Origin of the sequence: Oceanisphaera arctica, from assembly GCF_002936955.1 — a bacterium.
Taxonomy (GTDB): domain Bacteria; phylum Pseudomonadota; class Gammaproteobacteria; order Enterobacterales; family Aeromonadaceae; genus Oceanimonas; species Oceanimonas arctica.
Genome location: NZ_MPZM01000005.1, coordinates 87,842 through 110,908 on the forward strand (window position 1 = coordinate 87,842; position 23,067 = coordinate 110,908).

At 57.8% G+C, this 23,067-nt stretch carries 22 protein-coding genes, 2 tRNA genes and 1 riboswitch; of the genes, 9 read left to right on the plus strand and 15 right to left on the minus strand.

Annotated elements, in window-relative coordinates; translation table 11 throughout:
• Positions 1–2: 2 nt before the first annotated feature.
• Positions 3–1,331, minus strand: a complete 1,329-nt coding sequence (locus tag UN63_RS03990; protein ID WP_104485485.1) for a glutamine synthetase family protein — start codon at positions 1,329–1,331, stop codon at positions 3–5.
• A 235-nt stretch (positions 1,332–1,566) separates the two neighbouring features.
• On the opposite strand from UN63_RS03990, the gene UN63_RS03995 reads away from it, so the two are divergent.
• From UN63_RS03995 to UN63_RS04010, 4 genes are all read left to right on the plus strand, one after another.
• Positions 1,567–2,925, plus strand: a complete 1,359-nt coding sequence (locus UN63_RS03995) for a glutamine synthetase family protein (protein ID WP_104485486.1) — start codon at positions 1,567–1,569, stop codon at positions 2,923–2,925.
• 73 nt (positions 2,926–2,998) lie between these two features.
• Complete coding sequence (locus UN63_RS04000) at positions 2,999–4,273, plus strand: NAD(P)/FAD-dependent oxidoreductase (protein ID WP_104485487.1); 1,275 nt, start codon at positions 2,999–3,001, stop codon at positions 4,271–4,273.
• Between the two features lie 483 nt (positions 4,274–4,756).
• Positions 4,757–5,014 (plus strand): DUF1289 domain-containing protein, encoded by a 258-nt coding sequence (locus UN63_RS04005; protein WP_104485488.1) that lies wholly within the window; start codon positions 4,757–4,759, stop codon positions 5,012–5,014.
• Positions 5,015–5,230: 216 nt separating this feature from the next.
• Positions 5,231–5,497 (plus strand): PilZ domain-containing protein, encoded by a 267-nt coding sequence (locus UN63_RS04010; RefSeq protein ID WP_104485489.1) that lies wholly within the window; start codon positions 5,231–5,233, stop codon positions 5,495–5,497.
• A 36-nt stretch (positions 5,498–5,533) separates the two neighbouring features.
• On the opposite strand, the gene UN63_RS04015 is transcribed toward UN63_RS04010, so the two are convergent.
• Positions 5,534–6,376, minus strand: a complete 843-nt coding sequence (locus tag UN63_RS04015) for an alpha/beta fold hydrolase (RefSeq protein ID WP_104485490.1) — start codon at positions 6,374–6,376, stop codon at positions 5,534–5,536.
• 15 nt (positions 6,377–6,391) lie between these two features.
• Positions 6,392–7,198: a MetQ/NlpA family ABC transporter substrate-binding protein gene (locus UN63_RS04020; RefSeq protein ID WP_104485491.1), complete on the minus strand. Its 807-nt coding sequence runs from the start codon at positions 7,196–7,198 to the stop codon at positions 6,392–6,394.
• 255 nt (positions 7,199–7,453) lie between these two features.
• Here UN63_RS04020 and UN63_RS04025 point away from each other — a divergent pair, with 255 nt between their 5' ends.
• The gene (locus UN63_RS04025; protein WP_104485492.1) at positions 7,454–8,500 is read left to right on the plus strand and encodes an IS110 family RNA-guided transposase; all 1,047 of its coding nucleotides are present in this window, start codon (positions 7,454–7,456) and stop codon (positions 8,498–8,500) included.
• Between the two features lie 403 nt (positions 8,501–8,903).
• On the opposite strand, the gene moaE is transcribed toward UN63_RS04025, so the two are convergent.
• From moaE to UN63_RS04065, 8 genes are all read right to left on the minus strand, one after another.
• Positions 8,904–9,350 (minus strand): molybdopterin synthase catalytic subunit MoaE, encoded by a 447-nt coding sequence (moaE, locus tag UN63_RS04030; RefSeq protein ID WP_104485493.1) that lies wholly within the window; start codon positions 9,348–9,350, stop codon positions 8,904–8,906.
• 1 nt (position 9,351) lies between these two features.
• The gene (gene moaD / locus UN63_RS04035) at positions 9,352–9,600 is read right to left on the minus strand and encodes a molybdopterin synthase sulfur carrier subunit (protein WP_104485494.1); all 249 of its coding nucleotides are present in this window, start codon (positions 9,598–9,600) and stop codon (positions 9,352–9,354) included.
• The gene (gene moaC / locus UN63_RS04040) at positions 9,597–10,070 is read right to left on the minus strand and encodes a cyclic pyranopterin monophosphate synthase MoaC (RefSeq protein ID WP_104485495.1); all 474 of its coding nucleotides are present in this window, start codon (positions 10,068–10,070) and stop codon (positions 9,597–9,599) included. The genes moaD and moaC overlap by 4 nt, the downstream gene beginning before the upstream one ends.
• Entirely contained in the window at positions 10,067–10,582 is a 516-nt protein-coding gene (gene moaB / locus UN63_RS04045) for a molybdenum cofactor biosynthesis protein B (protein WP_104485496.1), read from the minus strand. The genes moaC and moaB overlap by 4 nt, the downstream gene beginning before the upstream one ends.
• A gap of 64 nt (positions 10,583–10,646) precedes the next feature.
• Positions 10,647–11,627, minus strand: coding sequence for a GTP 3',8-cyclase MoaA (gene moaA / locus UN63_RS04050; RefSeq protein WP_104485497.1), 981 nt, complete (start codon positions 11,625–11,627; stop codon positions 10,647–10,649).
• Positions 11,615–11,756, minus strand: a riboswitch (molybdenum cofactor riboswitch). (Overlaps the previous gene by 13 nt.)
• Positions 11,757–12,117: 361 nt before the next feature.
• On the minus strand, positions 12,118–12,492 hold the full coding sequence (locus UN63_RS04055) for an Hpt domain-containing protein (RefSeq protein ID WP_104485498.1): 375 nt from the start codon (positions 12,490–12,492) through the stop codon (positions 12,118–12,120).
• Positions 12,492–13,865, minus strand: coding sequence for a sigma-54-dependent transcriptional regulator (locus UN63_RS04060; RefSeq protein WP_104485499.1), 1,374 nt, complete (start codon positions 13,863–13,865; stop codon positions 12,492–12,494). Before UN63_RS04060 ends, UN63_RS04055 begins: the two co-directional genes overlap by 1 nt.
• 329 nt (positions 13,866–14,194) lie before the next feature.
• Positions 14,195–14,953: a Nif3-like dinuclear metal center hexameric protein gene (locus UN63_RS04065; protein ID WP_104485500.1), complete on the minus strand. Its 759-nt coding sequence runs from the start codon at positions 14,951–14,953 to the stop codon at positions 14,195–14,197.
• Positions 14,954–15,004: 51 nt separating this feature from the next.
• On the opposite strand from UN63_RS04065, the gene UN63_RS04070 reads away from it, so the two are divergent.
• Positions 15,005–15,808 (plus strand): DUF1853 family protein, encoded by an 804-nt coding sequence (locus UN63_RS04070; protein WP_104485501.1) that lies wholly within the window; start codon positions 15,005–15,007, stop codon positions 15,806–15,808.
• A 24-nt stretch (positions 15,809–15,832) separates the two neighbouring features.
• Here the strand turns inward: UN63_RS04070 and UN63_RS04075 are convergent.
• A tRNA-Cys gene (locus UN63_RS04075) sits at positions 15,833–15,906 on the minus strand.
• Positions 15,907–15,917: 11 nt separating this feature from the next.
• Positions 15,918–15,993 (minus strand) — tRNA-Gly (locus UN63_RS04080).
• A gap of 322 nt (positions 15,994–16,315) precedes the next feature.
• On the opposite strand from UN63_RS04080, the gene ggt reads away from it, so the two are divergent.
• Positions 16,316–18,082: a gamma-glutamyltransferase gene (gene ggt, locus UN63_RS04085; protein WP_104485502.1), complete on the plus strand. Its 1,767-nt coding sequence runs from the start codon at positions 16,316–16,318 to the stop codon at positions 18,080–18,082.
• Between the two features lie 3 nt (positions 18,083–18,085).
• Positions 18,086–18,421, plus strand: a complete 336-nt coding sequence (locus UN63_RS04090; protein WP_104485503.1) for an MGMT family protein — start codon at positions 18,086–18,088, stop codon at positions 18,419–18,421.
• A gap of 21 nt (positions 18,422–18,442) precedes the next feature.
• Here the strand turns inward: UN63_RS04090 and UN63_RS17040 are convergent, their stop codons facing one another.
• Complete coding sequence (locus UN63_RS17040; RefSeq protein WP_181068169.1) at positions 18,443–18,607, minus strand: hypothetical protein; 165 nt, start codon at positions 18,605–18,607, stop codon at positions 18,443–18,445.
• 129 nt (positions 18,608–18,736) lie between these two features.
• A complete protein-coding gene (topA, locus tag UN63_RS04095) occupies positions 18,737–21,364 on the minus strand; it encodes a type I DNA topoisomerase (protein WP_104485504.1) in 2,628 nt (875 codons plus the stop codon).
• Positions 21,365–21,699: 335 nt separating this feature from the next.
• Here topA and astB point away from each other — a divergent pair, with 335 nt between their 5' ends.
• A complete protein-coding gene (astB, locus tag UN63_RS04100) occupies positions 21,700–23,037 on the plus strand; it encodes an N-succinylarginine dihydrolase (protein ID WP_104485505.1) in 1,338 nt (445 codons plus the stop codon).
• Positions 23,038–23,067: the final 30 nt, after the last annotated feature.

Genomic DNA, 23,067 nt, shown 5'->3' on the forward strand with positions numbered 1-23,067 from the left:
CCTCACACGTTCAGCAGCAAAAACTCCCGTTCCCAGGCGCTGATCACGGTGAAGAAGGCCTCGTATTCCTTGCGCTTGACCGAAATAAAGGCGCTGACGAAGCGCGGCCCCAGCAACTGACACAATTCATCGCACTGCTCCAGTTCAAGCAGCGCTTCTTCCAGGCTGCGGGCCACGCCAAAAGGCATGTTATAGGCACTGCCCTGTATCTGCTCTGTGGGTGCAAGCTTGTTCATCATGCCCAGATAACCACAGGCCAGACTCGCGGCCAGCGCCAGGTAGGGGTTGGCATCGGCCCCGGCGAAGCGGTTTTCGAGACGCCGGTCCGCCGGCCCCGAGCGCGGTACTCTCAGGCCCACGGTGCGGTTGTCTTCGCCCCAGGCCATGTTGCGCGGCGCCGAGTCACCGAAGGCCAGCCGGCGATAGGAGTTGACGTTGGGAGCGAACAGCGCGACCGCACTGGGAATGTAGCGCTGCATGCCACCGATAAAGTGCAGAAATCGCTCGCTGTGGCTGCCGTCGGTATTGGCAAACAGGTTCTTGCCATCGGCATCGACCAGACTCTGATGAATATGCATGGAGCTACCCGGCTCGTTCTTCATCGGCTTGGCCATGAAGGTGGCATAGACGTCGTGCCGCATGGCCGCCTCGCGCATGGTGCGCTTGAACAGAAACACCTGATCCGCCAGATCCAGGGCGTCGCCGTGAATAAAGTTGACCTCCATCTGCGCCGCGCCCGACTCGTGGATCAGAGTGTCTACCTCCAGACCCTGGGCCTCGCAGAAGTCGTACATGTCCTCGAAGATGGGATCGAATTCGTTGACCGCGTCGATGCTGAACGACTGACGAGCCGTCTCGGGCCGGCCATTGCGGCCGATGGGCGGCTCCAGCGGGTAATCCCAGTCTTCGTTTTTCTTGACCAGGAAGAACTCCAGCTCCGGCGCCACCACCGGCCGCCAGCCCTGGGCCTCATAGAGATTAAGCACCCGACGCAACACGCTGCGTGGGGCCATGTCGACCGGATTGCCGTCGGCGTCGAAACAATCGTGGATCACCTGAGCGGTGGGCTCGCTGGCCCAGGGCACCAGCCGGGGAGTATTGATGTCGGCGTGCAGCTCCATGTCGCGCTCGGTCCAGTCGATATTCTCATCGTCCGGCCAGTCACCGTTGACGGTCTGCAGAAAGATATTTTCCGGCAGTCGCATGCCCCCTTCCTTGAGGAATTTGCTGGCGGGCAGGATCTTGCCCCGAGCATTACCGGTAAAGTCCGGCAGCAGACATTCCACCTCGGTAATGGCGTGTTTCTGCATCCACAGCCTTAACCATTCCATATCTCGCTTTTCAGGATCTTGAACACTCATCATTCATACCCATGGTGTGGGAAATAAAGGGAAGCATAGACTACCTTTGGCTAAGGTCATGCTATACATAGAAATTATTACCAAGCTCATCATCACAATGAGCCGGGACGAGACCGAAATCAAGGTTCACCAAAATATCCATATATTAAACACCTGCTTTCATGATTAGCTGACAGCATGGCAAACGCACGTTAAGGATGACGACATGAACAAGGACCATCGAAAACACCACCATTCCGAACCCGACAGCCCCTGGGCCGATTATCAGTCCATCGACCTGATGCTGTGCGATATCAACGGGGTACTCAGAGGCAAGCGTATTCAGAGCAGCGCCATGGAAAAGGCCCTGAGCGACGGCATCTGCCTGCCCGCCTCGGTGTTCGCCCTCGATATTACCGGCCAGACAGTGGAAAATACCGGCCTGGGGCTGGCCCAGGGTGACAGCGACCGCCTGTGCCGCCTGCTGCCCCATACCCTGGTACCGGTGCCTTGGCACAAGACCCCGTCCGCCCAGATCCTGATGTCCATGGAAGAGACCGATGGCAGTCCCTTTTTCGCCGATCCGCGCCACGTGTTACAGAAGGTGATACAGCGGCTGCACGATAAGGGGCTGCACCCCTGTGTGGCGGTGGAGCTGGAATTCTACCTGGTGGATCAGCAGGTCTGCCCCGATGGCCTGCCCCAGCCGCCGATTCTGCCGGGCACCGATGAGCGCATGCACGACACCCAGGTCTATTCCCTCGACGATCTCGACAGCTGGGAAGACTTTCTGGTGCGGGTCTCGGATGTATGCAAGCTGCAGAAAATTCCCGCCGACAACGCCGTGGCCGAATATGCGCCGGGCCAGTTCGAGATCAACCTGACCCACCAGCACAACGCGGTGGATGCCTGCGATCAGGCCGTGCTGCTCAAGCGCGCCATCAAGGCGGTAGCCAACAAGGAAGGGATGTACGCCACCTTCATGGCCAAGCCCTATAACGGCCAGGCCGGCTCCGGCATGCATATTCACGTCAGCCTGCTCGACGAAGAAGGCAACAATGTGTTCGCCGAGGATCACGAGCTGCTGCGCCAGGCCATCGCCGGCAACTGCAGCATGCTGCCCGAATGCATGGCGCTGTTTGCCCCCAACGCCAACTCCTACCGCCGGCTGCAGCCGCACATGTTTGTGCCGCTACACGCCAGCTGGGGCTTCGACAACCGCACCGTGGCGCTGCGCGTTCCTTCCGGCGACAAGGCCAATACCCGGCTCGAACATCGTGTGGCCGGGGCCGACGCCAACCCCTATCTGGTGGTGGCGGCCATTCTGGCGGCGGTGGATCACGGCATCAGCGAACAACTGCAGGCCCCGGCCCCGATTCAGGGCGACGCCAACAAGATGGACTTGCCGTTACTGCCCTATCGCTGGCAGGATGCACTGGATCGTTTCGCCCAGTCCCATCGTTTGTCCCAGTATCTGGGCAAGGAGTTTCATCGCGCCTACCTCATCAACAAGCGCTTCGAGCTGGCCGAATTCGATCAGCACGTGACCCCACTGGAATACCAGTGGTATCAACACCTGGTGTAACAAGATAGCGTCCACATCAGGCAGGCGACCCTGGATATTAAAGCAAAACAACAGTGTGATTAACGGAGCCCTTATGCAACAGCACGCCGATTCCTACTATGCCGCCTCCCTCAATCTGTCCCTGAGCTACCCGCCGCTGGAGCAAGACCTGGATGTGGACGTGTGTATCGTCGGCGCCGGTATCACCGGCGCCTCTGCGGCGCTGTCGCTGACGCAGAAAGGCTACAAGGTGGTGGTGCTTGAAGCCCACCAGGTCGGCTGGGGCGCCTCCGGACGCAGCGGCGGCCAGATGATTTTCGGCTACGCCTGTGATCAGTCCAAACTCACCAACATGGTCGGCCAGGACGCCAGCCGGGCCCTGTGGGACATCTCGCTTGAAGCCATGACCCAGATGCGCCAGCGCATAAAGACCCATGCCATCGACTGCGATCTGGCCGACGGCCACCTGCATGCGGCGGTCAAGCCCCGCCACATGACCGAGCTGGAAGGCTGGGCCGAGGATCTGCGCCGTCACTTCGGCTACGACAGCCTGCAACTGTGGAGCAAGAATCAGGTACAGGAACAAATGGCCACCGAGTCTTATCTGGGCGGTCTCTATGATCCCAACAGCGGCCATGTGCATCCGCTCAACTACACTCTGGGGCTGGTACAGGCGGCCCAACAGGCAGGCGCGCAGTTTTATGAGCAGACGGCCGTCACCCGCATCGAACAAGGCGCCACGCCCGTGGCCCACACGACCCGAGGCCGGGTGCGCTGTCGTCATCTGTTGCTGTGCGGCAACGCCTATCTGGAAGGCATAGCCCCCGACATAGAGCGCAAGATCATGCCGGTGGGCACCTATATCACCGCCACCGAACCGCTCGGTGCCGAACGGGCCCAAGCGCTTATCCAGAACAACATGGCGGTAGCCGACATCAACTTCGTGCTCGACTACTTCCGGCTCAGTGCCGACACCCGCTTGCTATTCGGCGGCCGGGTCAGCTATTCCCGGCTGGATCCGCTCAACCTGGCCGGCGCCATGGGCCAGCGACTGCGTCAAGTGTTCCCCCAGCTCAAGGACGTGAAACAGCAATACACCTGGGGCGGCTATGTGGGCATCACCATGAACCGGGCGCCCCACTTCGGACGCCTGAACGGCAACGTTTATTTTGCCCAGGGTTTTTCCGGCCACGGCATCGCCCTCACCGGCATGGCCGGCAGCCTGATGGCCGATGCCATTGCCGGCAGCGCCGAGCGCTTCGATCTGTTCGGAAAAATTCCGCACCACGACTTTCCCGGAGGTCGACTACTGCGCACCCCGGCACTGGTGCTGGCCATGGCCTGGTACCGGATGAGGGACTGGCTGTAGGCGTGCTGCATAAAGAGGAACAGGGTTGCCTCCTCCGACACGCTGCGAGTACCTCCCTGTATCGCTCAACAAATGCCATCCCTGGCATTTGACGGTCGGCTGAGGCAATCCCTGCCACCTCTTCTTGGCATTCGAGTTAACTGCAGGCGGCAAAAACAGGCGACTCCAGCATATCAAGGAGGACAAAGGGATCTGCTCAGCCGACCATCTGCGCCAAGGATGGCCGGCTGAGCTTAGAGGGGGCAGCTTGCTGCCGTGACGAACTGCTTTAGTCTGACCGAACATCCAGTGAATGTTCGCAGCAGGCTAAAGTGGTGAGTGGCACGTCTCACGGCGAGTCGACTGAGCGGGCCCTTTGTCCGATTGTCTCATCATCGCTCGAAAGCCATATTCTCTATGTTTATTTAGACAAAAGACTGGACGCAAGTCACTTGCCGAAAACGGTGAAATATGCTCCATTTAGGGAGAGTTGGGAGGGAACAAATGGAGCAACTGGAGTTTTTCGAGGTACCCAGCCCCTGTATCGGCGTCTGTCAGGTCAATAACAGAGGCTACTGCAAGGGCTGCTTTCGCAGCCGGGACGAACGTTTCAACTGGCTGCAGTTTACCTCGGGGCAAAAGCGCGAGGTCATTCGCCTGTGCCAGGATCGCAAGCGCCGGGTGTTGGCCGCCGTCCGCAAGAAACAGCTGGAGCTGGAACTCGTCCAGCAGGAGACCCCTCCTCAGGATTCATTGCTTTAGGCCAGCCACTCACCGATCCACACGGCAATACGCCCTGCCGCTTCTTCTTCCAGATGCAGATGATGGCTGCGTTAATCCACAGCATGGATTTCTGCTTCTCTACAGATATTCCCTTCAAGTGCTCAGGGCCTGCCTATACTTGAAACTCGAGGGACCCGTTAGGCACTTTTCATGCCAACGGAAAGCATTAAACCCATACACTGGGGGGAAAGGCTAATGGAAGATCGCCGCAGTCACCCGCGCCGTAAAACGGTCTGCAAGATATGCCTGAGTAACAAACACTTTGGGCCAGTCAAGGGTAACATCAGAAACCTGTCCGAAAACGGTGTTTTTGTAGAAGCCGTCACCACTTCGGATTTCTCAACTGGCATGTTGTTTGCGGCCACAGTCCTGGACCCGGACTGGGACCAGACCCTGCCACCACTCATGATGAAAGTGGTACGGGTAGAGACAGATGGCATTGCTCTGGAGTTTATCGTCTAGGTTCAGGGCTCGGGTAGATCCCGTTAACTCTCGGCTTCAGGCCAGCCGTTCGCCGATCCACTCGGTAATCTGTGCCGCCGCTTTTTCTTCCAGGTGCAGATGATGGCCGCCGGCCAGAACCTTGAGTTCCAGCGCCGGCATCAGTTCGAGGAATGCTTCGACCCGCTCGATGCCGATGCCCTGCTCCGCCATGACCAGCAGCACCGGCATGCTCAGCCGGCGCACGAAAGCGGTGATCTGCTGCTCGCACAAGCGAACGATGGAAGGCTGGGTCAAGGCCAGATCGCTTCGCCAGGTCCAGCCATCCGGCTGCTGCCGCAACCCCCGCTCCAGCAGCCAGCCGGCCGCTTCTCTGCTCACCGGCCAACGGCCGTTCATCCGTGCCTGTACCGCCTGCTCGACGCTGGAATAAGGTCGCAGTGAACGGCGACTCAGGCGCGCACCTCTCACCAGTGCTTCGGCCATCAGCTCCGGCAACTGGTCGGCGGCATAATCGAGCGGAATCAGGCCGTCTATCAACATCATCCGACTGACCCGTTCGGGAAAAGTGCCGGCAAACAGGGTTGCCACCCCGGCACCGAGAGAATGGCCGAGCAGCGCGACGCGCTCCAGTGCCAGTTCGTCGAGCAAGGCCAGCACATCGGCCACATTGTCCCAGATATAGTAGGGCTGGCCGGCGGGTCTGTGATCCGAAAGACCGTGCCCGGCCAGATCCAGGGCAATCAGCCGTACATGAGGTAAATGCCGGGCCAGCAGGGTAAAGCTGGCGGCATTGTCGAGCCAGCCGTGCAGCGCCACCACCGGCACCCCTTGCGGGTCACCCCACTCCATGACCGCCAGCCGACGGCCCTGAACCTCAAGCTGCCATGAACGATGCATCTGATATTTCAAGGCTTAGCGGCCCCAGCTCTCGGGGTACTTGTAGCCCTCGAAACGCTTCACCGCATAGTCCTTGAAGGCCTCGGCGTTGTAGGCGTTTACCACGTCCTGCACGAAGCTCTTGTCTTTATCTTCACTGCGCACCACCACCCAGTTGATGAAGTCGTAGCTGCGCTCGAGAAACAGGCCCTCGCTGAAGGCAATACCGCTGGAGGCCGCGTAGTTGCCGTTAATCACCGCGAAGTCCACATCCTGCCGGGAACGGGGCAATTGCGCCGCTTCCAGCACCACCAGCTTGATGCCCTTGAGGTTCTCGGCCACGTCGAATTCGCTGGCACGCAGCGGATCGATATCGTCACGCAGGGTGATCCAGCCAAGATCTTCCAGCATCAGCAGCGCCCTCGCCTGGTTGGTCGGATCGTTGGGAATGGCCACTGTGCTGCCGCGCTTTATCTGCTCCAGACTGTCCTGCCTGCCGGCATACACCCCCATGGGGCCTGTGGGTACCTGGGTCACGGGACTTAGCTCCAGGCCCCGGTCTTTACTGAAGGTCTCGAGATACGGCTGGTGCTGGAAGCAGTTGACGTCCAGCGCTCCTTCCGCCAGTGCCAGGTTGGGCATAACGTAGTCGGTAAACTCCACCAGCTTGACCTTGTAGCCCAGGGCTTCCAGCTGGGGTTTGATCGACTCGGTCACCATATCGGCGAAGTCGCCCACGGTAGTACCGATGACGATTTCTTTTTTATCCGCATCGACGGCCAGTACCGGAAAGGCACCGAAAGCCAGGGCCAGCAGGGGCAATTTGAGCAGGGTACGACGCATGACAACTCCTTGAGAACGACAGCAACGACCAACGCATGCTTGAACGTTTAGACATTTAGATGGCCATACTAGCAAGGAGCCCGTTTGACGCCAAGAAGAAAAATGAAGGGTTTTTCTTTTGTGGACGCCAACGAAAATATTGAAGGAGGCAAAGGGATCTGCTCCGCCGACCATCGGACCGCCGATGTATGGACTCCTCCACCCCTGGAGGGCTACGGTTAAGTTTGCCAACAACACCGCTGAAGGAGTCCATACATGAAACACCATACTGCGATTGCTATCGATCTGGCAAAAAACTCTTTTCAGGCTTGTCAGATAAAGAATTACAAACCGATTCGTAATAAGGCGTATACCCGCGCTAAGCTCATAGCCCTACTGAGCAAGCATCCGCCTTGCCTGGTGGTGATGGAAGCCTGCGGCTCGGCACATTTCTGGGCGCGTACCGCAGAAGGTATGGGTCATCAAGCCATGATTATCGCTCCTAAAACAGTGGCTGCCTTCCGGGTCGGACATAAAACGGATCACAACGATGCCGAAGCCATTGCGGCTGCACTGTTACATCCTGGCCTTAAAACCGTCAGTCCTAAAACGGTTGAGCAACAGGGGCTGCAAAGCATCGAGCGAATTCGAGAGCACCTGCAAGATCAGCGCACCGCGACCAGCAACCTGATCCGCTCTCTTGTTTTTGAATTTGGTATGACCATCCCCAGAGGGCTGAAAGCACTACGAGAAACGCTTCCTCTTATCTTGGAAGATGCCGAGAACGAACTTCCAATGGCACTTCGTCATGAGTTGGCAGAGCTGTGGCATGAATACCAATTACTCACCACCCGCTTCACTGAGTTAGAAGTTCGACGTGATCAGCTTATCAAGCAGCATCATATCTGTGAAAAGCTCATGAAACTGGAAGGTGTCGGCCCAGTCAACGCTCTCAACTTGTATCTCAGTCTGGGTAACAATGGGGGTAACTTCGCTAATGGCCGAGAAGCGGCTGCTTGCATAGGATTAACCCCCAAACAACACAGTACCGGTGGCAAGGTGGTCCTGGGTAAAATCGGTAAGTTATCGGGTAACCGACGGTTACGTGCCAATCTGGTGCAAGGCGCACGAGCGGTACTCAAAGAAGTGCAGCGCAGAGGACCCGCGAATAACAAAGAAGCATGGATAAACGCCCTGATAGAACGACGAGGGTTCGGCAAAGCGTCCGTCGCCTTGGCCAATAAAACAGTACGCACCGCGTGGGCGATGCTGCATAACAGTGAAGACTATCGAGGGCCGCAGCCACTAGCAGCATGCTGTTGAATTCATTTAGTTAGATACCGATTAACCGAGTTAGACGACAACCACTAAAGAGCGTGAACATAAATAGGTAAGACCGACCTTCAGCAGTCTGACCATCCTTGTGTGCAGCAAATGCCGTACCGCCGAAGAGACCTGAAGGTGCGCATACACCGTGGGACCGGGGTAGCTCCCCAATGAGAGTCCGTATATACGCATGCTCCTTACTCTACTGTTTATTTTTTATGCTCAAAAAGGTTGTCATCTAGGAGGAGTCCATATACATGGATGGCGGGAATGCATGGACGGCAGGAGCATTTCCCGGCCGCGCCAAGGATGGCGCTGCGAGCCTACATGGAGGTATTTATGGCGTGTAGGAGGAGATGGCTCTCTTGGCCGACAGCGGATGGAACGAATATACGTCAGATCACTCGTGCCACTTTTCTGCCGCCTGGGTATCGCTGTCTTTCGCCTCTACCCAGCGTTCGCCATCATCGGTTTGTTCTTTCTTCCAGAACGGCGCCCGGGTCTTGAGGTAATCCATGATGAAATGACAGGCCTCGAAGGCCGCCTCTCTGTGCTGGCTGGCCACCCCGACGAAGACGATTTGATCGCCCAGCGCCAGGGGCCCGACACGATGGATCACCCGGCATTCCAGCAGCGGCCAGCGGCCGTGGGCCTGATCCACTATCTGTTGCAAGGCGTGCTCTGTCATGCCCGGATAGTGTTCCAGGGTCATGCCGCTGACCGACGCGCCCTGGTTCATTTCCCGCACCTTGCCGATAAAGGTGACCACGGCGCCGGTCTGATGCGACTGGCTGAGGGCGGTGTATTCGTCGCCCAGGCTGAAGTCGGCGGTTTGTATCCGAATCATCTCAACCTCCGGTAACCGGCGGGAAGAAGGCAACTTCATCCCCCGACTTAACAGGGGTGTCGAGCGGCACTATGGTGTGATTAACCGCCGCCAGCAATTTGTCATTGGCCAGCGCCAGCGCCCACTTGTCTCCCCGGGTGACCAATGCCTGACGCAGCGACTCCACGTTGGCGTAATCCTCCGTCAGGCTCAGTTCATCCTGCCCTACCAATTCGCGTACCTGAGCGAAAAATACCACCTTGATCGTCATGCTGTGAAATCTCCCGATTTTCCGCCGCGTTTTTCCAGCAGGCGGACGCCTTCGATGCGCATGTCCTTCTGCACCGCCTTGCACATGTCATAGATGGTCAGTGCCGCCACCGAGGCGGCGGTGAGTGCTTCCATCTCGACCCCGGTCTGACCGGACAGCTTGCAGTAACTGCTGATCTGTACCCCGCCCCGCTCCACGTCTGCCGTCAGTTGTACTTCCACCTTGGACAGCGCTAGCGGATGGCACAGCGGGATCAAGTCGGCGGTTTTCTTGGCCGCCATGATGCCGGCGATGCGGGCGGTGGCGAACACGTCACCCTTGTGGTGCTGGCCACTCAGGATCAGCTGCAGGGTCTCGTCGGCCATCAGCACCCAGGCTTCGGCCCGGGCCTCGCGTACCGTCACCGCCTTGTCGCTAACGTCCACCATGTTGGCCTCGCCCGAGGCGTTGATATGGGTCAGTTCGCTCATGCGGTCACCAGATGCTGGACGAAGTTGCAGGGCTTGTGGCGGGCGTCGAGCTGCTCGGCCAGAATGCCGTTCCAGCCGGTACGGCAGGCACCGGTAGAGCCCGGCAGGCAGAACACGGCGGTGCGATTAGCCAGGCCACCGAGGGCCCGGCTCTGCACGGTCGAGGTGCCCAGCTCCTGATAGGTGATGTGACGGAACAGCTCGCCGAAACCGTCGATCCGGGTGTCGAACAGTGGTTCCACCGCCTCGGGCGTGGTGTCACGGCCGGTAAAACCGGTGCCGCCGGTGATGATGACCACCTGAACCTCGGCGCTGGCAATCCAGCGGGAAATCAGGGCGCGAATGTCGTACTTGTCGTCCTTGAGAATGACTTTTTCCGCCAGCCGGTGACCGGCGCCGGTCAGCGCTTCGACCAGATAACGGCCCGAGCTGTCGGTGTCTTCGTTACGGGTGTCGGAAACGGTAAGCACCGCTATGTTCAAAGGCACAAAGGCCGTATCGGCATGGCTCATGAAATCCTCTTTCTCAATCAGGAAAAAATATGAATAGAGTGTTACTCACTCAGGGCACCGGCGGTCAGCCGCCGATGGAGGCCAGATGCGGCGTCATGCCGGTATGGCCCTGATGGAGAAAGTGGGTGGCTTTCTTGTCTGCCAGGGCTTCCCGCAACCGTAGCTGCAGCGCCGCCTGCTGTCCGTCTTCGGCCAGCAGATCGCGCAGGTCCACGCCGTAGTCCCCGAACAGGCACAGGTGCAGCTTGCCCAGCGACGAGACCCGCAAACGATTGCAACTGGCGCAGAAGTCCTTGGCATAGGGCATGATCAGGCCGATTTCGCCTCTGTAATCCGGATGCCAGAACACTTCGGCCGGGCCGTCGTTATGGGCGCGCAGCTTTTGCTGCCAGCCCTGTTGCAGCAACTGCTCCTTGATAAGGGCGCCGCGCACATGGTGACGGTTGAACAAGTCGTCCATTTCGCCGGTCTGCATCAGCTCGATAAAGCGCAGCTGAATGGGATTATCCTTGATCCATTCAAGAAAACGGCCGAGATCGCCGTCGTTGAGACCCCGCATCAGCACCGCGTTGACCTTGACCTGTTCGAAGCCGGCATCGAAGGCGGCATCGATGCCCGCCATCACCTCATGAAAACGGTTCTGGCCCGTGATCTGGTGAAACATGCGTGGGTCCAGGCTGTCGACGCTGACGTTGATGGCGGTCAGGCCGGCACGACGCCAGTCTGCCGCCTGCTTCGCCATGCGATAACCATTGGTGGTCATGGCCACCTTCTGGATACCGGGCGTCGCCGCCACGGTCTCGATGATGTCGGTAAAATCCTTGCGCAACGAGGGCTCGCCGCCGGTAATACGCACCTTGCTGGTACCCATGGCGGCAAAAGTCCGGGTCAGGCGGCGGATTTCGTCCAGAGTCAGAAATGACTTGCGGCCATCGGGTCGATAGCCGTCCGGCAGACAGTAATTGCACTTGAAGTTGCAGACATCGGTGACCGACAGCCGCAAATACTGGAACTTGCGCGCAAACGCATCCTGTAATTCAAACATAAACACCTTTCCAAATACGGGAGGCAGGGACATTTCTCTCCCAACCCTTACAGCCGGTGGCTGAACGGTCTGGCAACCTTATTGACCTGGGTCAACGTAGGTCCACCAGACTCGGAGTTTTTGACGTTTTTCGGTTTTCTGCTACCACCTTAGGTACAAACGTAACTTCAAATCAAGAAGAATATGAAAGCGACCCGGATTCTCTGGGGGAGCTCACTGTTTTGGCGTGAGGCGTGAGGCGTGAGGCGTGAGGCGTGAGGCGTGAGGCGTGAACATTCTCAATATGAGAGTCGAGACATTGCAAAAGGAATATTTTTCGCAATATGCTTGGCTCACATTTTAACCGAGAGAATGGGAAACCCCTGTCATGACTGCATTTGAAAAGTTGGCACGATTATTTCATATATAACAGCAGTTGTTTTTATCCCGTGCTCTCTTCAGCTCTCGCTGAAGTTCGGCCAACCCTTTGGGTTGGCCATTTTTTTGCCTGCTATCCGGCATTCAGCCGGGTTTCGAGTTGCTGCAGGGTTTCTTCCAGCGCTTGCTGCCATGCCCGCATCCGGTTTTCCACCTGAATGTCATCCCGCTCATGGCAGGACTGTTCCAGTTTTTCGCTCAGATACTGACAGCGCAGGGCGCCGTAACTGCCACAGGCCGATTTCAGGCTATGGCAACAGCGAGCCATCAAAGCATAATCCCGTTCGGCAAAGGCCCCTTCCAGAGCCTCCCCCTGCGTTCGGCCATCCTCAACAAAGAGCCGCAGCAATCGTGTCAGCACCTCGGCCCGCAGCTCTCCCTCCATCCGCTGTAACTGATGCTGATCGAGCAAGGGGAGCCGTGCCTGCAGGCGTTGCCAGTCGGCCATCAGTTGTTGTCCCAGCTCTGCAGCTTGCGGTAAATGGTGGAAGGGCTGACTTCCAGCAGGGCGGCGGCCCGGGAAACATTGCCCTGGCAATGGCTGATGGCCCTTTCTATCGCCTGCCGTTCGATCACCGATAACGGCACTATGGGGGCCGGCATGGCATCGGTCACTCGCTGAGCAGTTGAGCTCTGCGCATGCGGGGTATCCAGAGGGGCCGGCAGCATCTCCTGCTCTATCCATTCGCCCTGATGCAGCACCACCGCATTACGGATCACGTTTTGCAGCTGACGCACATTACCCGGCCAGTGGTAGCCCTGCAGCCGGTCTTTGGTGGCCTCCGACAGGCCGACAAACGACTTGTTTTCTTCCCGGGACGCCTGACGTACCAGGGCGTTGGCGATGCTGATCACATCGCCTCCCCGTTCCCGCAGCGGTGGAAGATGGATGGGGATCACATGCAGGCGGTAATAGAGATCTTCCCGAAAACGACCCTGCTCCACCTCGACCAGCGGATCCCGGTTGGTGGCACAGACGATGCGAACGTCGACCTTGATCTGCTGGGAACTGCCCACCGGCTGTATCAGCCCGCTCTGCAGGAAACGCAGCAGCTTGCTCTGCAGCTCAAGATCCATTTCGCAGATTTCATCCATGAACAGGGTACCGCCATCGGCCCGGATCACGGCGCCGTCCCGGTCCTGCAGGGCACCGGTAAAGGCCCCCTTGATATGGCCAAACAACTCGCTTTCCATCAGATCCTTGGGAATGGCGGCACAGTTCAGGGCGATAAAGGGACCCTCGCTGCGGCCACTTAGCTGATGCAGCGCCTCGGCGCAGACTTCCTTGCCGGTACCGCTTTCACCGGTAACGAAAACAGTCGCGGTACTGGGCGCGGCGTTCTCAATCAGGCGGTACACCTTCTGCATCGGCAGGCTGGCACCGATAAACCCCTGAAAGGGCTCCCGTTCGATTTCGTGACGATAGCGGTCCACCAGCTGGTTGAGCTGGCGAAACTTCATAGTGTTATGTAGCGTCACCTTGAGCCGCTCGGCCTCGACTGGCTTGTTGATAAAGTCGTGGGCACCCAGGCGCATGGCATCCACCGCCACATCAACCGATCCATGGGCCGTTATCACTATGGTGGTGACATTTGGCTGCTCCCGATGTAGCCACTGCAGGATTTCCATGCCGGGCATGTCGGGCAAGATCAAATCAAGCAACAGAATATCAGGTGGTTGCCGCCGAATATGTTCCAGCGCCTTCTGACCATTGCTGACCACCGTCAACGACAGCGGCTCATCCTGCAAATAGGCCTGATACAGCGCCGCCAGGGAGGCCGTATCCTCTACCAACAAGACATTCAGTCTCTCATCTACCATCTTTTATCTCTCACCCTTAACCGTCTGGTTCGTCTTTTCACATTTTCTGCGCAAACATGATCTTCGAAAACATGATCTTTGAAAACATGGTCTACGAAAAAACATGGTCCGCGAAAAAACACTTGCAGCAAATTAACTTCATGTTAACATCAGTTCAACACCGCGTACGACTCATTTGTCACTCATCTCGTTGCTGTTTTATTGACTGCCATTTCATTGTTTTTTCATTGCTAGTGTTAGTAACGACAACCGTTTTAAGCCTGTGTGGCTGCTGCGAAACCAGGGTATTCATGTACCCTGGTATTTTTTATGCCTGCGTCTTTTACTACCTAAGCTGGATTGTCGAGATCGACGAAGCTGACCTGTAGTCCCAGCTCCCGCGCCAGCCATTCACCAAGCGCCTTGATACCATAGCGCTCGGTCGCGTGATGGCCGGCGGCAAAAAAGTGTATTCCCCGCTCTCGCGCCACATGCACGGTTTGCTCCGACACCTCACCACTGATAAAGGCGTCCATGCCCTGGTCGGCGGCAAGATCGATATACCCCTGACCACCGCCGGTACACCAGCCCACCCGACGGATCAGCGCCGGACCCTGATCACCCACATGCAATACTGACCGGCCCAGTCGTTGTTGCAGCCGCTCGCTCAGCTCAACGCCGCTGAGCGGGGGATCCAACTCGCCCCTCATCGACACCGAAAGCGCATTGTCCGGTTCGAGCGGGCCTTCGACCCGGATCCCCAGCAAGGCTGCCAGCCGGGCGTTATTGCCGAGCTCGGGGGCAATGTCCAGCGGCAGGTGATAGGCATAAAGGTTGATATCATGGCTGAGCAGGGCCTTGAGCCGCAGGCGCTTGATGCCGCGCACCCGCTCGTCTTCCCCTTTCCAGAAATAACCGTGATGCACCAGCAGGGCGTCTGCGCCCACTTCGATGGCGTGATCGATCAGCGCCTGGCTGGCGGTAACGCCGGTCACCAGATGCTTCACCTCGGTTTTGCCTTCCACTTGCAGGCCATTCGGACAATAATCCTTGATGGCTGCTACGTTGAGCTGCCTGTTCAGCAGCCGTTCGAGTTCCAGATTGTTCATGCTGACTCCATCGCGTGACTTTGGCCCATTGTAAAACAAAAGGTTCCCTTGATGAGCGATTCACTCCGCCCTTTATTAACGCAGCTGACCGACCCGGTGGTGCGGGATCTGGCCTGGGCGCTGGCCAGCCCCAACCTGCTGCAAAGCTCACCGCTGGCACCCGATAATGAATGGTACCGGCAACTACTCGCCGAATACCAATCGCGGTTGTTCGAACTGGATGCCGCTCCCGAGGTGCTTCACGCCCATTGCCGACCTTATCGCCGCCTCGGCCTGTATTTCGAAGCACTTTGGCACTTTTTTTTGCTCGACCACTCCCGTTTTCAACTGTTGGCCCATAACTGGCAGCAGGTGATCGACGGCACCACCCTGGGTGCCTTCGATTTTATCGTCTGGGATCAGCAGTCACAGCGTATCGAACACTGGGAGCTGGCGGTCAAATTCTACCTGATAAGCAACCCGAATGACGCCTACGATCAGGCCTGCGGCATAAATACTCGCGACAAGTTACGACACAAAGTCGAGCATATGCTCCATCATCAGCTCAGACTCAGTCAACATCCGCAGATCCGTGAACGTCTCATGCTCCAGAAGCTGATGCCACAAAGCACCCGACTGATCATGAAAGGGCGTCTCTATTATCCGCCCTCCTGCCAGCAATTTTTGTCCGATCAGGGAGAGCGTGGACACTGGGGGGTCGAGCTTCCGGACGCTTCTTTTAAGCCACAGCAAAAACTGGGTTGGCTAACAGGTGGACGACACAGCGAACATCAGGATAGAAGACAGAATTTTCAGGACAAAAAAGGTAACTGGTATATTAAGGTAGATTCTGAATGGCTTAACGAGAGGAAATAAGAAACGAGGATACAACGAAGAATATGGAGGCGCGTTCCGGAGTCGAACCGGACTGAACGGATTTGCAATCCGCTGCATAACCGCTTTGCTAACGCGCCTTTGCAAAATTTGGAGCGGGAAACGAGATTCGAACTCGCGACCCCAACCTTGGCAAGGTTGTGCTCTACCAGCTGAGCTATTCCCGCTTAATCTTTTACTGGTTTTTACTGCTGTATTCCTGTGAAGCCGTGTAAGGTGCCGCGAGCGACCCTCTTTCAACTTCAGCAAGATTGTGCTCTAACAACCGAGCTATTCCCGCTTTAAAACTGGTGCATCGAACCGCAGTTGCTGCCTTCCGATGGCTGCGCATTATAGACAGACCACCAGACAATACAAGTCATTTTTATGGCGCCGGGTTTATTCGCTTTAATTTTCAGCATGTTGAACATTTTTTAACGGATTGATACCTTGGCCGCTCAATCAGAACTGGCTAAGCTTGCAGACATCCTGTTCTATGGAGTGACTCCCATGCCCCTGCTTTTACTGACGTTCATCTTGCTGGCTCCCCTCACCCTGTATCATGCTCGGGCCGACACCAGTGCGCCCATGCACACGCCTACTAATACGCCGGCACCGGAGGCAGCCACCGGCTGGCGTAACAAGCCGCTGGTCACCGCCGACAAGGCCATGGTGGTCACGGCCAATCCCTATGCCAGCCGGGCGGCACAACAGATGCTGCAACAAGGCGGCAGTGCGGTCGATGCCATGATCGCGGCCCAGGCGGTGCTGACTCTGGTTGAACCCCAATCCTCGGGCATCGGTGGCGGCGCCTTTCTGGTGTACTGGCAACAAGAGCAGGCCCGGCTAACCACCCTGGACGGTCGGGAAACGGCCCCTATGGCGGCAGCGGACGATCTGTTTCTTGATGAAGAGGGTCAGCCACAGGCCTTCTTCGACGCCGTGGTCGGCGGGCAGTCGGTGGGCACGCCCGGCACCGTTATGCTGATGTGGCAGGCGCATCAACGCTTCGGTATCCTACCCTGGCGCGAACTGTTCAAACCCGCTATCACCCTGGCTTTGAACGGTTTTACCGTATCACCGCGTCTGGCTCGGCTGGTCGCGGAAGACCAGGACTATCTGTCACGGGACCCCGACAGCCGTCGATATTTCTTCGATGACAAAGGCCGCCCCCTGCAGGCCGGCAGCACAAAAACCAACTCCCTGCTGGCCGCAGCACTAAGCCGGATCAGCACTGAGGGTCCCTCGGCGTTTTATCAGGGCCAGCTCGCCACCGCCATGGTCGACAAGGTACGTCAGGCCAGCCCGGCCGGCCACCTGAGCCTGACCGACCTGGCCGATTACCGGGTCAAGGAACGCGCGCCGCTCTGTGCCCCCTATCGTCAATACCGGATTTGCGGCATGGGGCCGCCTAGCTCCGGCACCCTGGCCCTGGGGCAGATACTCGGCATCTTGTCGCATGTCAGTCTGGCCACGGCAGGACCCAATTCTCCCGACAGCTGGAGGTGGATTGCCGATGCCTCGCGTCTGGCCTTTGCCGACCGTCATTTTTATGCCGCCGACAGCGACTTTGTCCCGGTACCGGTGGCCGAGCTGCTTGCCCCCGACTATCTTGCCGGTCGGGCAAAGCTTATCAGCGAAGGCTCCGTCGCCCTGCCACAGGTGAGCCCCGGCACACCGGTGCCCTCTCTCGGCCACCGGGCGCCCGACCAGTCCCCCGAGTTCCCGTCCACCTCGCACATCAGCATCGTCGATGCCGAAGGCAATGCCCTGTCCATGACCTCGACCATAGAAAACGGCTTCGGCTCCCGCCTGATGGTGCAGGGTTTTCTGCTCAACAACGAGCTGACCGACTTTGCCTTCAGCCCCAGCCTGAATGGTATACCGGTCGCCAACCGGCTGGAGCCAGGCAAGCGGCCCCGCTCTTCCATGTCGCCCACCATAGTGCTGCATCAGAACAAGCCTTTGCTGGTGATTGGCTCCCCCGGCGGTAGCAGTATCATCGGCTATGTACTGCACAGCCTGATCAACGTGCTCGACTGGGGCATGAATCTGCAGGAAGCGCTGCATCAACCCCATGTGCTGCATCGCGGCGGGGTATTGGAAATGGAGCCGGCTGGGAGAAACCTGGCGTTGCAAACGGCCATGGCACAGCTCGGCTTTGACACCCGTCTGACCGAGCTCAACTCCGGCCTGCACGGCATCATGCTGCACGGGGGCCATCTCAGTGCCGCCGCCGATCCCCGGCGAGAAGGCATGGCGCTGGCCGCAGACTGATCCATGACCGACAACCACTATAGAGTATTGACCCTGCTTGCCCTGGTTCCCCCGGGGCTGGTGGTCAGTTACGGGCAACTGGCGGACTTGGCCGGCCTGCCGGGACGAGCCCGGCTGGTCGGACGCATTCTGCGTACCGAAGATACCTCAATGCTGCCCTGGCACCGGGTGGTGGCCGCCAATGGCCGCATCAGCCTGCCCAGGGGCAGTGATGGCTGGCATGAGCAACGGCAACGATTGCAGGCAGAGGGGATATTACTGAAAGGAGACCGGGTGTCGATGGAGCAATACAGATGGCGGCCCGATCTGGCCGCTATCCTGATGTTGATGGATCAGTAAGTTAATGGTCTTGCAATGAACTCAGCTTCTTTCTTCCAGCAGTTCGCTGACATGAACCTGGAAGGGAATTGTCTCGTCTTCGCGCTGTAACAAGACCAGCTGATTGTTGATATCGACTTCCAGCACGTAACCGGAGCCGTCCGGCGTGTGACAGATCATGCCCGGCCTGATGTCATGAATATCCATATTCAGTCTCCATTAGCAGGCATGCCTGCGTTGAATTAACGTCCCTGTTTCATCGTGCTGCACTCTTTCATTATATTGCAATAACCCGACTTGCCCGGGCCAGCGCTTACCTGCCGGCCCGGATCGCGGTTATTTTCCCTTCTGGCTTTGCTGCCATTTGCCGTCAACATAATGTGCCGTCCAGCCGGTCGCTTTCTTATTGACCTCGGTCATGACATATTGTTCCTTGTTTTTACGACTAAAGCGTACAACAGCCTTGTTGCCTTCAGGATCCTGGGTCGGCGCCTCGGCCAGATACAGGAACTTGGGCGGCAGTCTGTCCTTGAACTGCACCAGCTCTTCCACCAGTGGAGCCCGGGTTTCCCTCGATTTGGGAAAGTTGCTGGCCGCCATGAAAATACCCGCCGCACCGTCACGCAGCACGAAGTAGGCGTCAGACTGGGTACAGGGCAGTTCGGGCAGATGCACCGGATCTTCCTTGGGTGGCGCTACCTCGCCGTTCTTGAGGATCTTGCGGGTATTCTTGCATTCCTCGTTGGTACAGGCCATGTACTTGCCGAAGCGGCCGTTTTTCAGCTGCATCTCGGCGCTGCAGCGATCACAGTCGATCACCGGGCCTTCATAGCCTTTCAGCTTGAATTGACCCTGCTCCAGCTCGTAGCCGTCACAATCCGGGTTCTGACCGCACACATGCAGTTTGCGCTTGTCATCGATAAGATAAGCGTCCATGGCGGTACCGCACTTGTCACAACGGTGCTTGGCACGCAGGGCATCGGTTTCCGCCTCTTCGTCGTTGGCCAGCACGAACTCATCACCAGGGATCAGGTTGATGGTCTGCTTGCAGCGCTCCTTGGGCGGTAACGCATAGCCGGAGCAACCGAGAAACACCCCGGTACTGGCGGTACGAATACCCATCTTGCGGCCACAGGTCGGGCAGTCGATGTCGGTCAGCACCATTTCATTGGCGCGCATGCCGCCCTCGTCTACCGGGCGCTCGGCCTTTTCCAGATCTTCGCTGAATTCCGCATAGAAGGCGTCCAGCACCTGAGTCCAGTTGAGACTACCGCCGGCAATTTCATCCAGCTTGCTTTCCATCTGGGCGGTAAAGTCGTAGTTCATCAGCTCGGCAAAGCTTTCCTGCAGCCGATCGGCAACGATCTCGCCCATTTTTTCCGCATAGAAGCGGCGGCTTTCAACCTTGACGTAGCCCCGGTCCTGAATGGTGGAAATGATGGACGCATAGGTGGAAGGCCGGCCGATGCCGCGCTTTTCCAGCTCGCGCACCAGCGCCGCTTCGGTAAAGCGCGCCGGTGGCTTGGTAAAGTGCTGCTTGGGATCGAGTTGTTCGAGCGTAAGCACCTCGCCTGCCTGTACGGCGGGCAATACCGTATCTTCGCCTTTGCGGCCCTGCGCGGCCGCCTGTACCTTGGTCCAACCGGCAAAACGCAGGATGCGGCCACGGGCCTTGAGATCGTAGTCGCCGGCACGCACGGTAATGGTGCTGCTGTCGTACAGGGCCGGCACCATCTGACAGGCCACAAACTGGCGCCAGATGAGGTCGTACAGCCGCTTGGCATCCGCTTCCATGCCATCAAGTTTGTCGGCAGACAAGGCCACATCGGAAGGACGAATCGCTTCGTGTGCTTCCTGCGCATTGGCCTTGGCGCTATAGACATTCGGATTTTCGGGCAGATAATTCGGGCCGTACTGTTCCTGAATAAATTCACGTACCCCGGACACCGCTTCCTGACTCAGGTTGGTCGAGTCGGTTCGCATGTAGGTGATGTAACCCGCCTCGTAGAGGCGCTGGGCCAGCATCATGGTGCGCTTGACACCGAAGCTCAGCCGGGTACTTGCCGCCTGCTGCAGGGTCGAGGTAATAAAGGGCGCCGGCGGCTTGCTCTGGGTCGGCTTGTCATCCCGCGAGATAACCTCGAAGCGGCTCGCCTTGAGCGCATCGACTGCGGCCATGGTCTGGGCTTCGTTGTCCGGGCGGAATTCCTTGCCCTGGTATTTGGCCACCGCCATCGACAACGCCAGTTTGTCTTCGTTACTCAGACTGGCCTGAATGTCCCAGTATTCTTCCGGCACGAACGCCTTGATTTCACGTTCTTTCTCTACCAGCAGACGTACCGCTACCGACTGTACCCGACCGGCAGACAGGCCACGAGCCACTTTTTTCCACAGCAGGGGCGAAACCATATAGCCCACTACTCTGTCCAGAAAACGGCGTGCCTGCTGGGCATTCACCCGGTTCTGGTTAAGCTCGGACGGACGGCTGAAGGCATCCTGAATGGCGGTTTTGGTGATTTCGTTGAATACCACCCGCTTGAAACGCTCATCGTCACCACCGATAAGTTCCTTGAGGTGCCAGGCAATCGCCTCCCCCTCGCGGTCCAAATCCGTTGCCAGATAGATGGTGTCGGCTTTTTCGGCCAGCGCCTGTAATTCGGTAACCACCTTCTCTTTGCCGGGCAGCACCTGATAGTTCGCCTTCCAGCCATGATTGGGATCGACTCCCATGCGGGCGATCAGCGCCTTCTGCTCTTTCTGCTGCTTGAGCCGGGCTTTTTCTTCGGGACTCAGCTGCTTGGTGTCGGCTTTTTTCCCTCCGGCTTTCTTGGCGGCAGAGGAGCCGGCGGTGGGCAGATCACGCACATGGCCGACACTGGATTTGACGATGAAGTCTTTACCCAGATATTTGTTGATGGTTTTTGCCTTGGCGGGCGATTCCACTATAACGAGGGATTTGCTCATAAAGCGCGTATAAGTCCTTAAGGTCTGGCCCCCACTCAGGGGTCCGGCGGCAAGGTAATGACGGCTGTATAAGTGAAAAAGCCGTAAAAAGCAAACTTGCCAGGCTAGGGCCGGAAAAAAGTTAAGTGAATTTATATTTACTTATTAACACCTTCATACCTGCAGGAATCAACCGCTTTTTTGATTAAGTTGCCTGTTCGACCGCTTTTTATGCATTGTTATGATTAAGGCATAATCTGTTGTTAAATTCGGGTTACATCTCTTCTAAAAATCCACATATAATGGCGCAACGCAGAATTATCTCGGTCATTTCCACCATTTAAAAGGACAATATAATGGTACAGTTTGAAGCTAACTTTGACGGTCTGGTTGGCCCTACCCATAACTACGCCGGCCTGTCTTACGGCAATGTAGCCTCTCAAAGCAATGCGCAGGATGCATCCAGCCCCAAACAGGCGGCCAAACAGGGCCTGCAGAAAATGAAGGCGCTGACCGATCTGGGCCTGGTACAGGGCGTACTGGCGCCCCAGGAGCGTCCCGATATTCATACCCTGCGTCGGCTGGGTTTTACCGGCAGCGATGCCCAGGTGCTGGAAAAAGCCTTTCGCGAAGATCCCGTGCTGCTGGCCGCCTGTTGCTCCGCTTCCAGCATGTGGACCGCCAACGCCGCCACCGTCTCACCCGGCGCCGATACCCTCGATGGCCGCATTCACTTTACCCCGGCCAACCTGACCAACAAGTTTCATCGCTCGATAGAACACGAAGTAACCGGCCGCATCCTGGGTCAAGTCTTTGCCGACGAGCGTTATTTCAGCCATCACTCCGCCCTGCCCACCAACGAGTATTTCGGTGACGAGGGCGCGGCAAACCACACTCGCCTGTGCGCCGACTACGGCCAGGCCGGGGTTGAGCTGTTCGTTTATGGCCGCAGCGCCTTCGATCAAAGCCGGCCGGCACCGCGCCGTTATCCAGCCCGCCAGACCCTGGAAGCCTCTCGCGCCGTGGCCCGCTTGCACGGCCTGAATGACGACACCGCCATTTTCATTGCCCAGAACCCGGAGGTTATCGATCAGGGGGTATTCCATAACGACGTAATCGCGGTCGGCAACCAGAATGTGCTGTTTTACCATCAGCAAGCCTTTCTCGACACCGCCGCCGCCCTGGACGAAATCCGCCGCAAGCTACCCAATACCGAGCTGCACTTCATCGAGGTGCCCACCGCAGAAGTACCGGTGCTGGACGCGGTGAAAAGCTATCTGTTCAACACCCAGATAGTGACCCTGCGCCCAGGTCACATGGCGATTATCGCCCCCTCGGAATGCGCCGACACTCCCAGCGTCAAGGCCTACCTGGACAAGTTGCTGACCCTGAACACGCCCATTCGGGAAGTCCACTTCATGGATGTAAAACAAAGCATGCGTAACGGCGGCGGCCCTGCCTGCCTGCGGCTGCGGGTTGCGATGACAGAAGCGGAACATGCGGCCACCAATCCCGCCTGCCTGATGAACGAGGCGCTGTTTGGCCGGCTCAACCAGTGGGTAGACCGGCATTACCGCGACAGCCTGAGCCTGAACGACCTGCGTGACCCGGCCTTGTTGCTGGAGTCTCGTGCCGCCCTGGACGAGCTGACCCAAATCCTGCAACTAGGCTCCGTCTACCCCTTCCAGCGGTAGTTAAAAACCGGGGATTGGGGACTGGGGAAG

What these genes read in the sequence shown, in the direction of transcription:
- ggt (WP_104485502.1), top strand. Translation starts at nt 16,316, where the DNA reads ATGCCCCTGCTTTTACTGACGTTCATCTTGCTGGCTCCCCTCACCCTG.
- UN63_RS03995 (WP_104485486.1), top strand. Translation starts at nt 1,567, where the DNA reads ATGAACAAGGACCATCGAAAACACCACCATTCCGAACCCGACAGCCCC.
- UN63_RS04015 (WP_104485490.1), bottom strand. Translation starts at nt 6,376, where the DNA reads ATGCATCGTTCATGGCAGCTTGAGGTTCAGGGCCGTCGGCTGGCGGTC.
- UN63_RS04020 (WP_104485491.1), bottom strand. Translation starts at nt 7,198, where the DNA reads ATGCGTCGTACCCTGCTCAAATTGCCCCTGCTGGCCCTGGCTTTCGGT.
- UN63_RS04070 (WP_104485501.1), top strand. Translation starts at nt 15,005, where the DNA reads ATGAGCGATTCACTCCGCCCTTTATTAACGCAGCTGACCGACCCGGTG.
- UN63_RS04010 (WP_104485489.1), top strand. Translation starts at nt 5,231, where the DNA reads ATGGAAGATCGCCGCAGTCACCCGCGCCGTAAAACGGTCTGCAAGATA.
- moaA (WP_104485497.1), bottom strand. Translation starts at nt 11,627, where the DNA reads ATGTTTGAATTACAGGATGCGTTTGCGCGCAAGTTCCAGTATTTGCGG.
- UN63_RS04090 (WP_104485503.1), top strand. Translation starts at nt 18,086, where the DNA reads ATGACCGACAACCACTATAGAGTATTGACCCTGCTTGCCCTGGTTCCC.
- moaC (WP_104485495.1), bottom strand. Translation starts at nt 10,070, where the DNA reads ATGAGCGAACTGACCCATATCAACGCCTCGGGCGAGGCCAACATGGTG.
- astB (WP_104485505.1), top strand. Translation starts at nt 21,700, where the DNA reads ATGGTACAGTTTGAAGCTAACTTTGACGGTCTGGTTGGCCCTACCCAT.
- moaE (WP_104485493.1), bottom strand. Translation starts at nt 9,350, where the DNA reads ATGATTCGGATACAAACCGCCGACTTCAGCCTGGGCGACGAATACACC.
- UN63_RS03990 (WP_104485485.1), bottom strand. Translation starts at nt 1,331, where the DNA reads ATGGAATGGTTAAGGCTGTGGATGCAGAAACACGCCATTACCGAGGTG.
- topA (WP_104485504.1), bottom strand. Translation starts at nt 21,364, where the DNA reads ATGAGCAAATCCCTCGTTATAGTGGAATCGCCCGCCAAGGCAAAAACC.
- UN63_RS04025 (WP_104485492.1), top strand. Translation starts at nt 7,454, where the DNA reads ATGAAACACCATACTGCGATTGCTATCGATCTGGCAAAAAACTCTTTT.
- moaD (WP_104485494.1), bottom strand. Translation starts at nt 9,600, where the DNA reads ATGACGATCAAGGTGGTATTTTTCGCTCAGGTACGCGAATTGGTAGGG.
- UN63_RS04005 (WP_104485488.1), top strand. Translation starts at nt 4,757, where the DNA reads ATGGAGCAACTGGAGTTTTTCGAGGTACCCAGCCCCTGTATCGGCGTC.
- UN63_RS04065 (WP_104485500.1), bottom strand. Translation starts at nt 14,953, where the DNA reads ATGAACAATCTGGAACTCGAACGGCTGCTGAACAGGCAGCTCAACGTA.
- UN63_RS17040 (WP_181068169.1), bottom strand. Translation starts at nt 18,607, where the DNA reads ATGGATATTCATGACATCAGGCCGGGCATGATCTGTCACACGCCGGAC.
- UN63_RS04060 (WP_104485499.1), bottom strand. Translation starts at nt 13,865, where the DNA reads ATGGTAGATGAGAGACTGAATGTCTTGTTGGTAGAGGATACGGCCTCC.
- UN63_RS04055 (WP_104485498.1), bottom strand. Translation starts at nt 12,492, where the DNA reads ATGGCCGACTGGCAACGCCTGCAGGCACGGCTCCCCTTGCTCGATCAG.
- moaB (WP_104485496.1), bottom strand. Translation starts at nt 10,582, where the DNA reads ATGAGCCATGCCGATACGGCCTTTGTGCCTTTGAACATAGCGGTGCTT.
- UN63_RS04000 (WP_104485487.1), top strand. Translation starts at nt 2,999, where the DNA reads ATGCAACAGCACGCCGATTCCTACTATGCCGCCTCCCTCAATCTGTCC.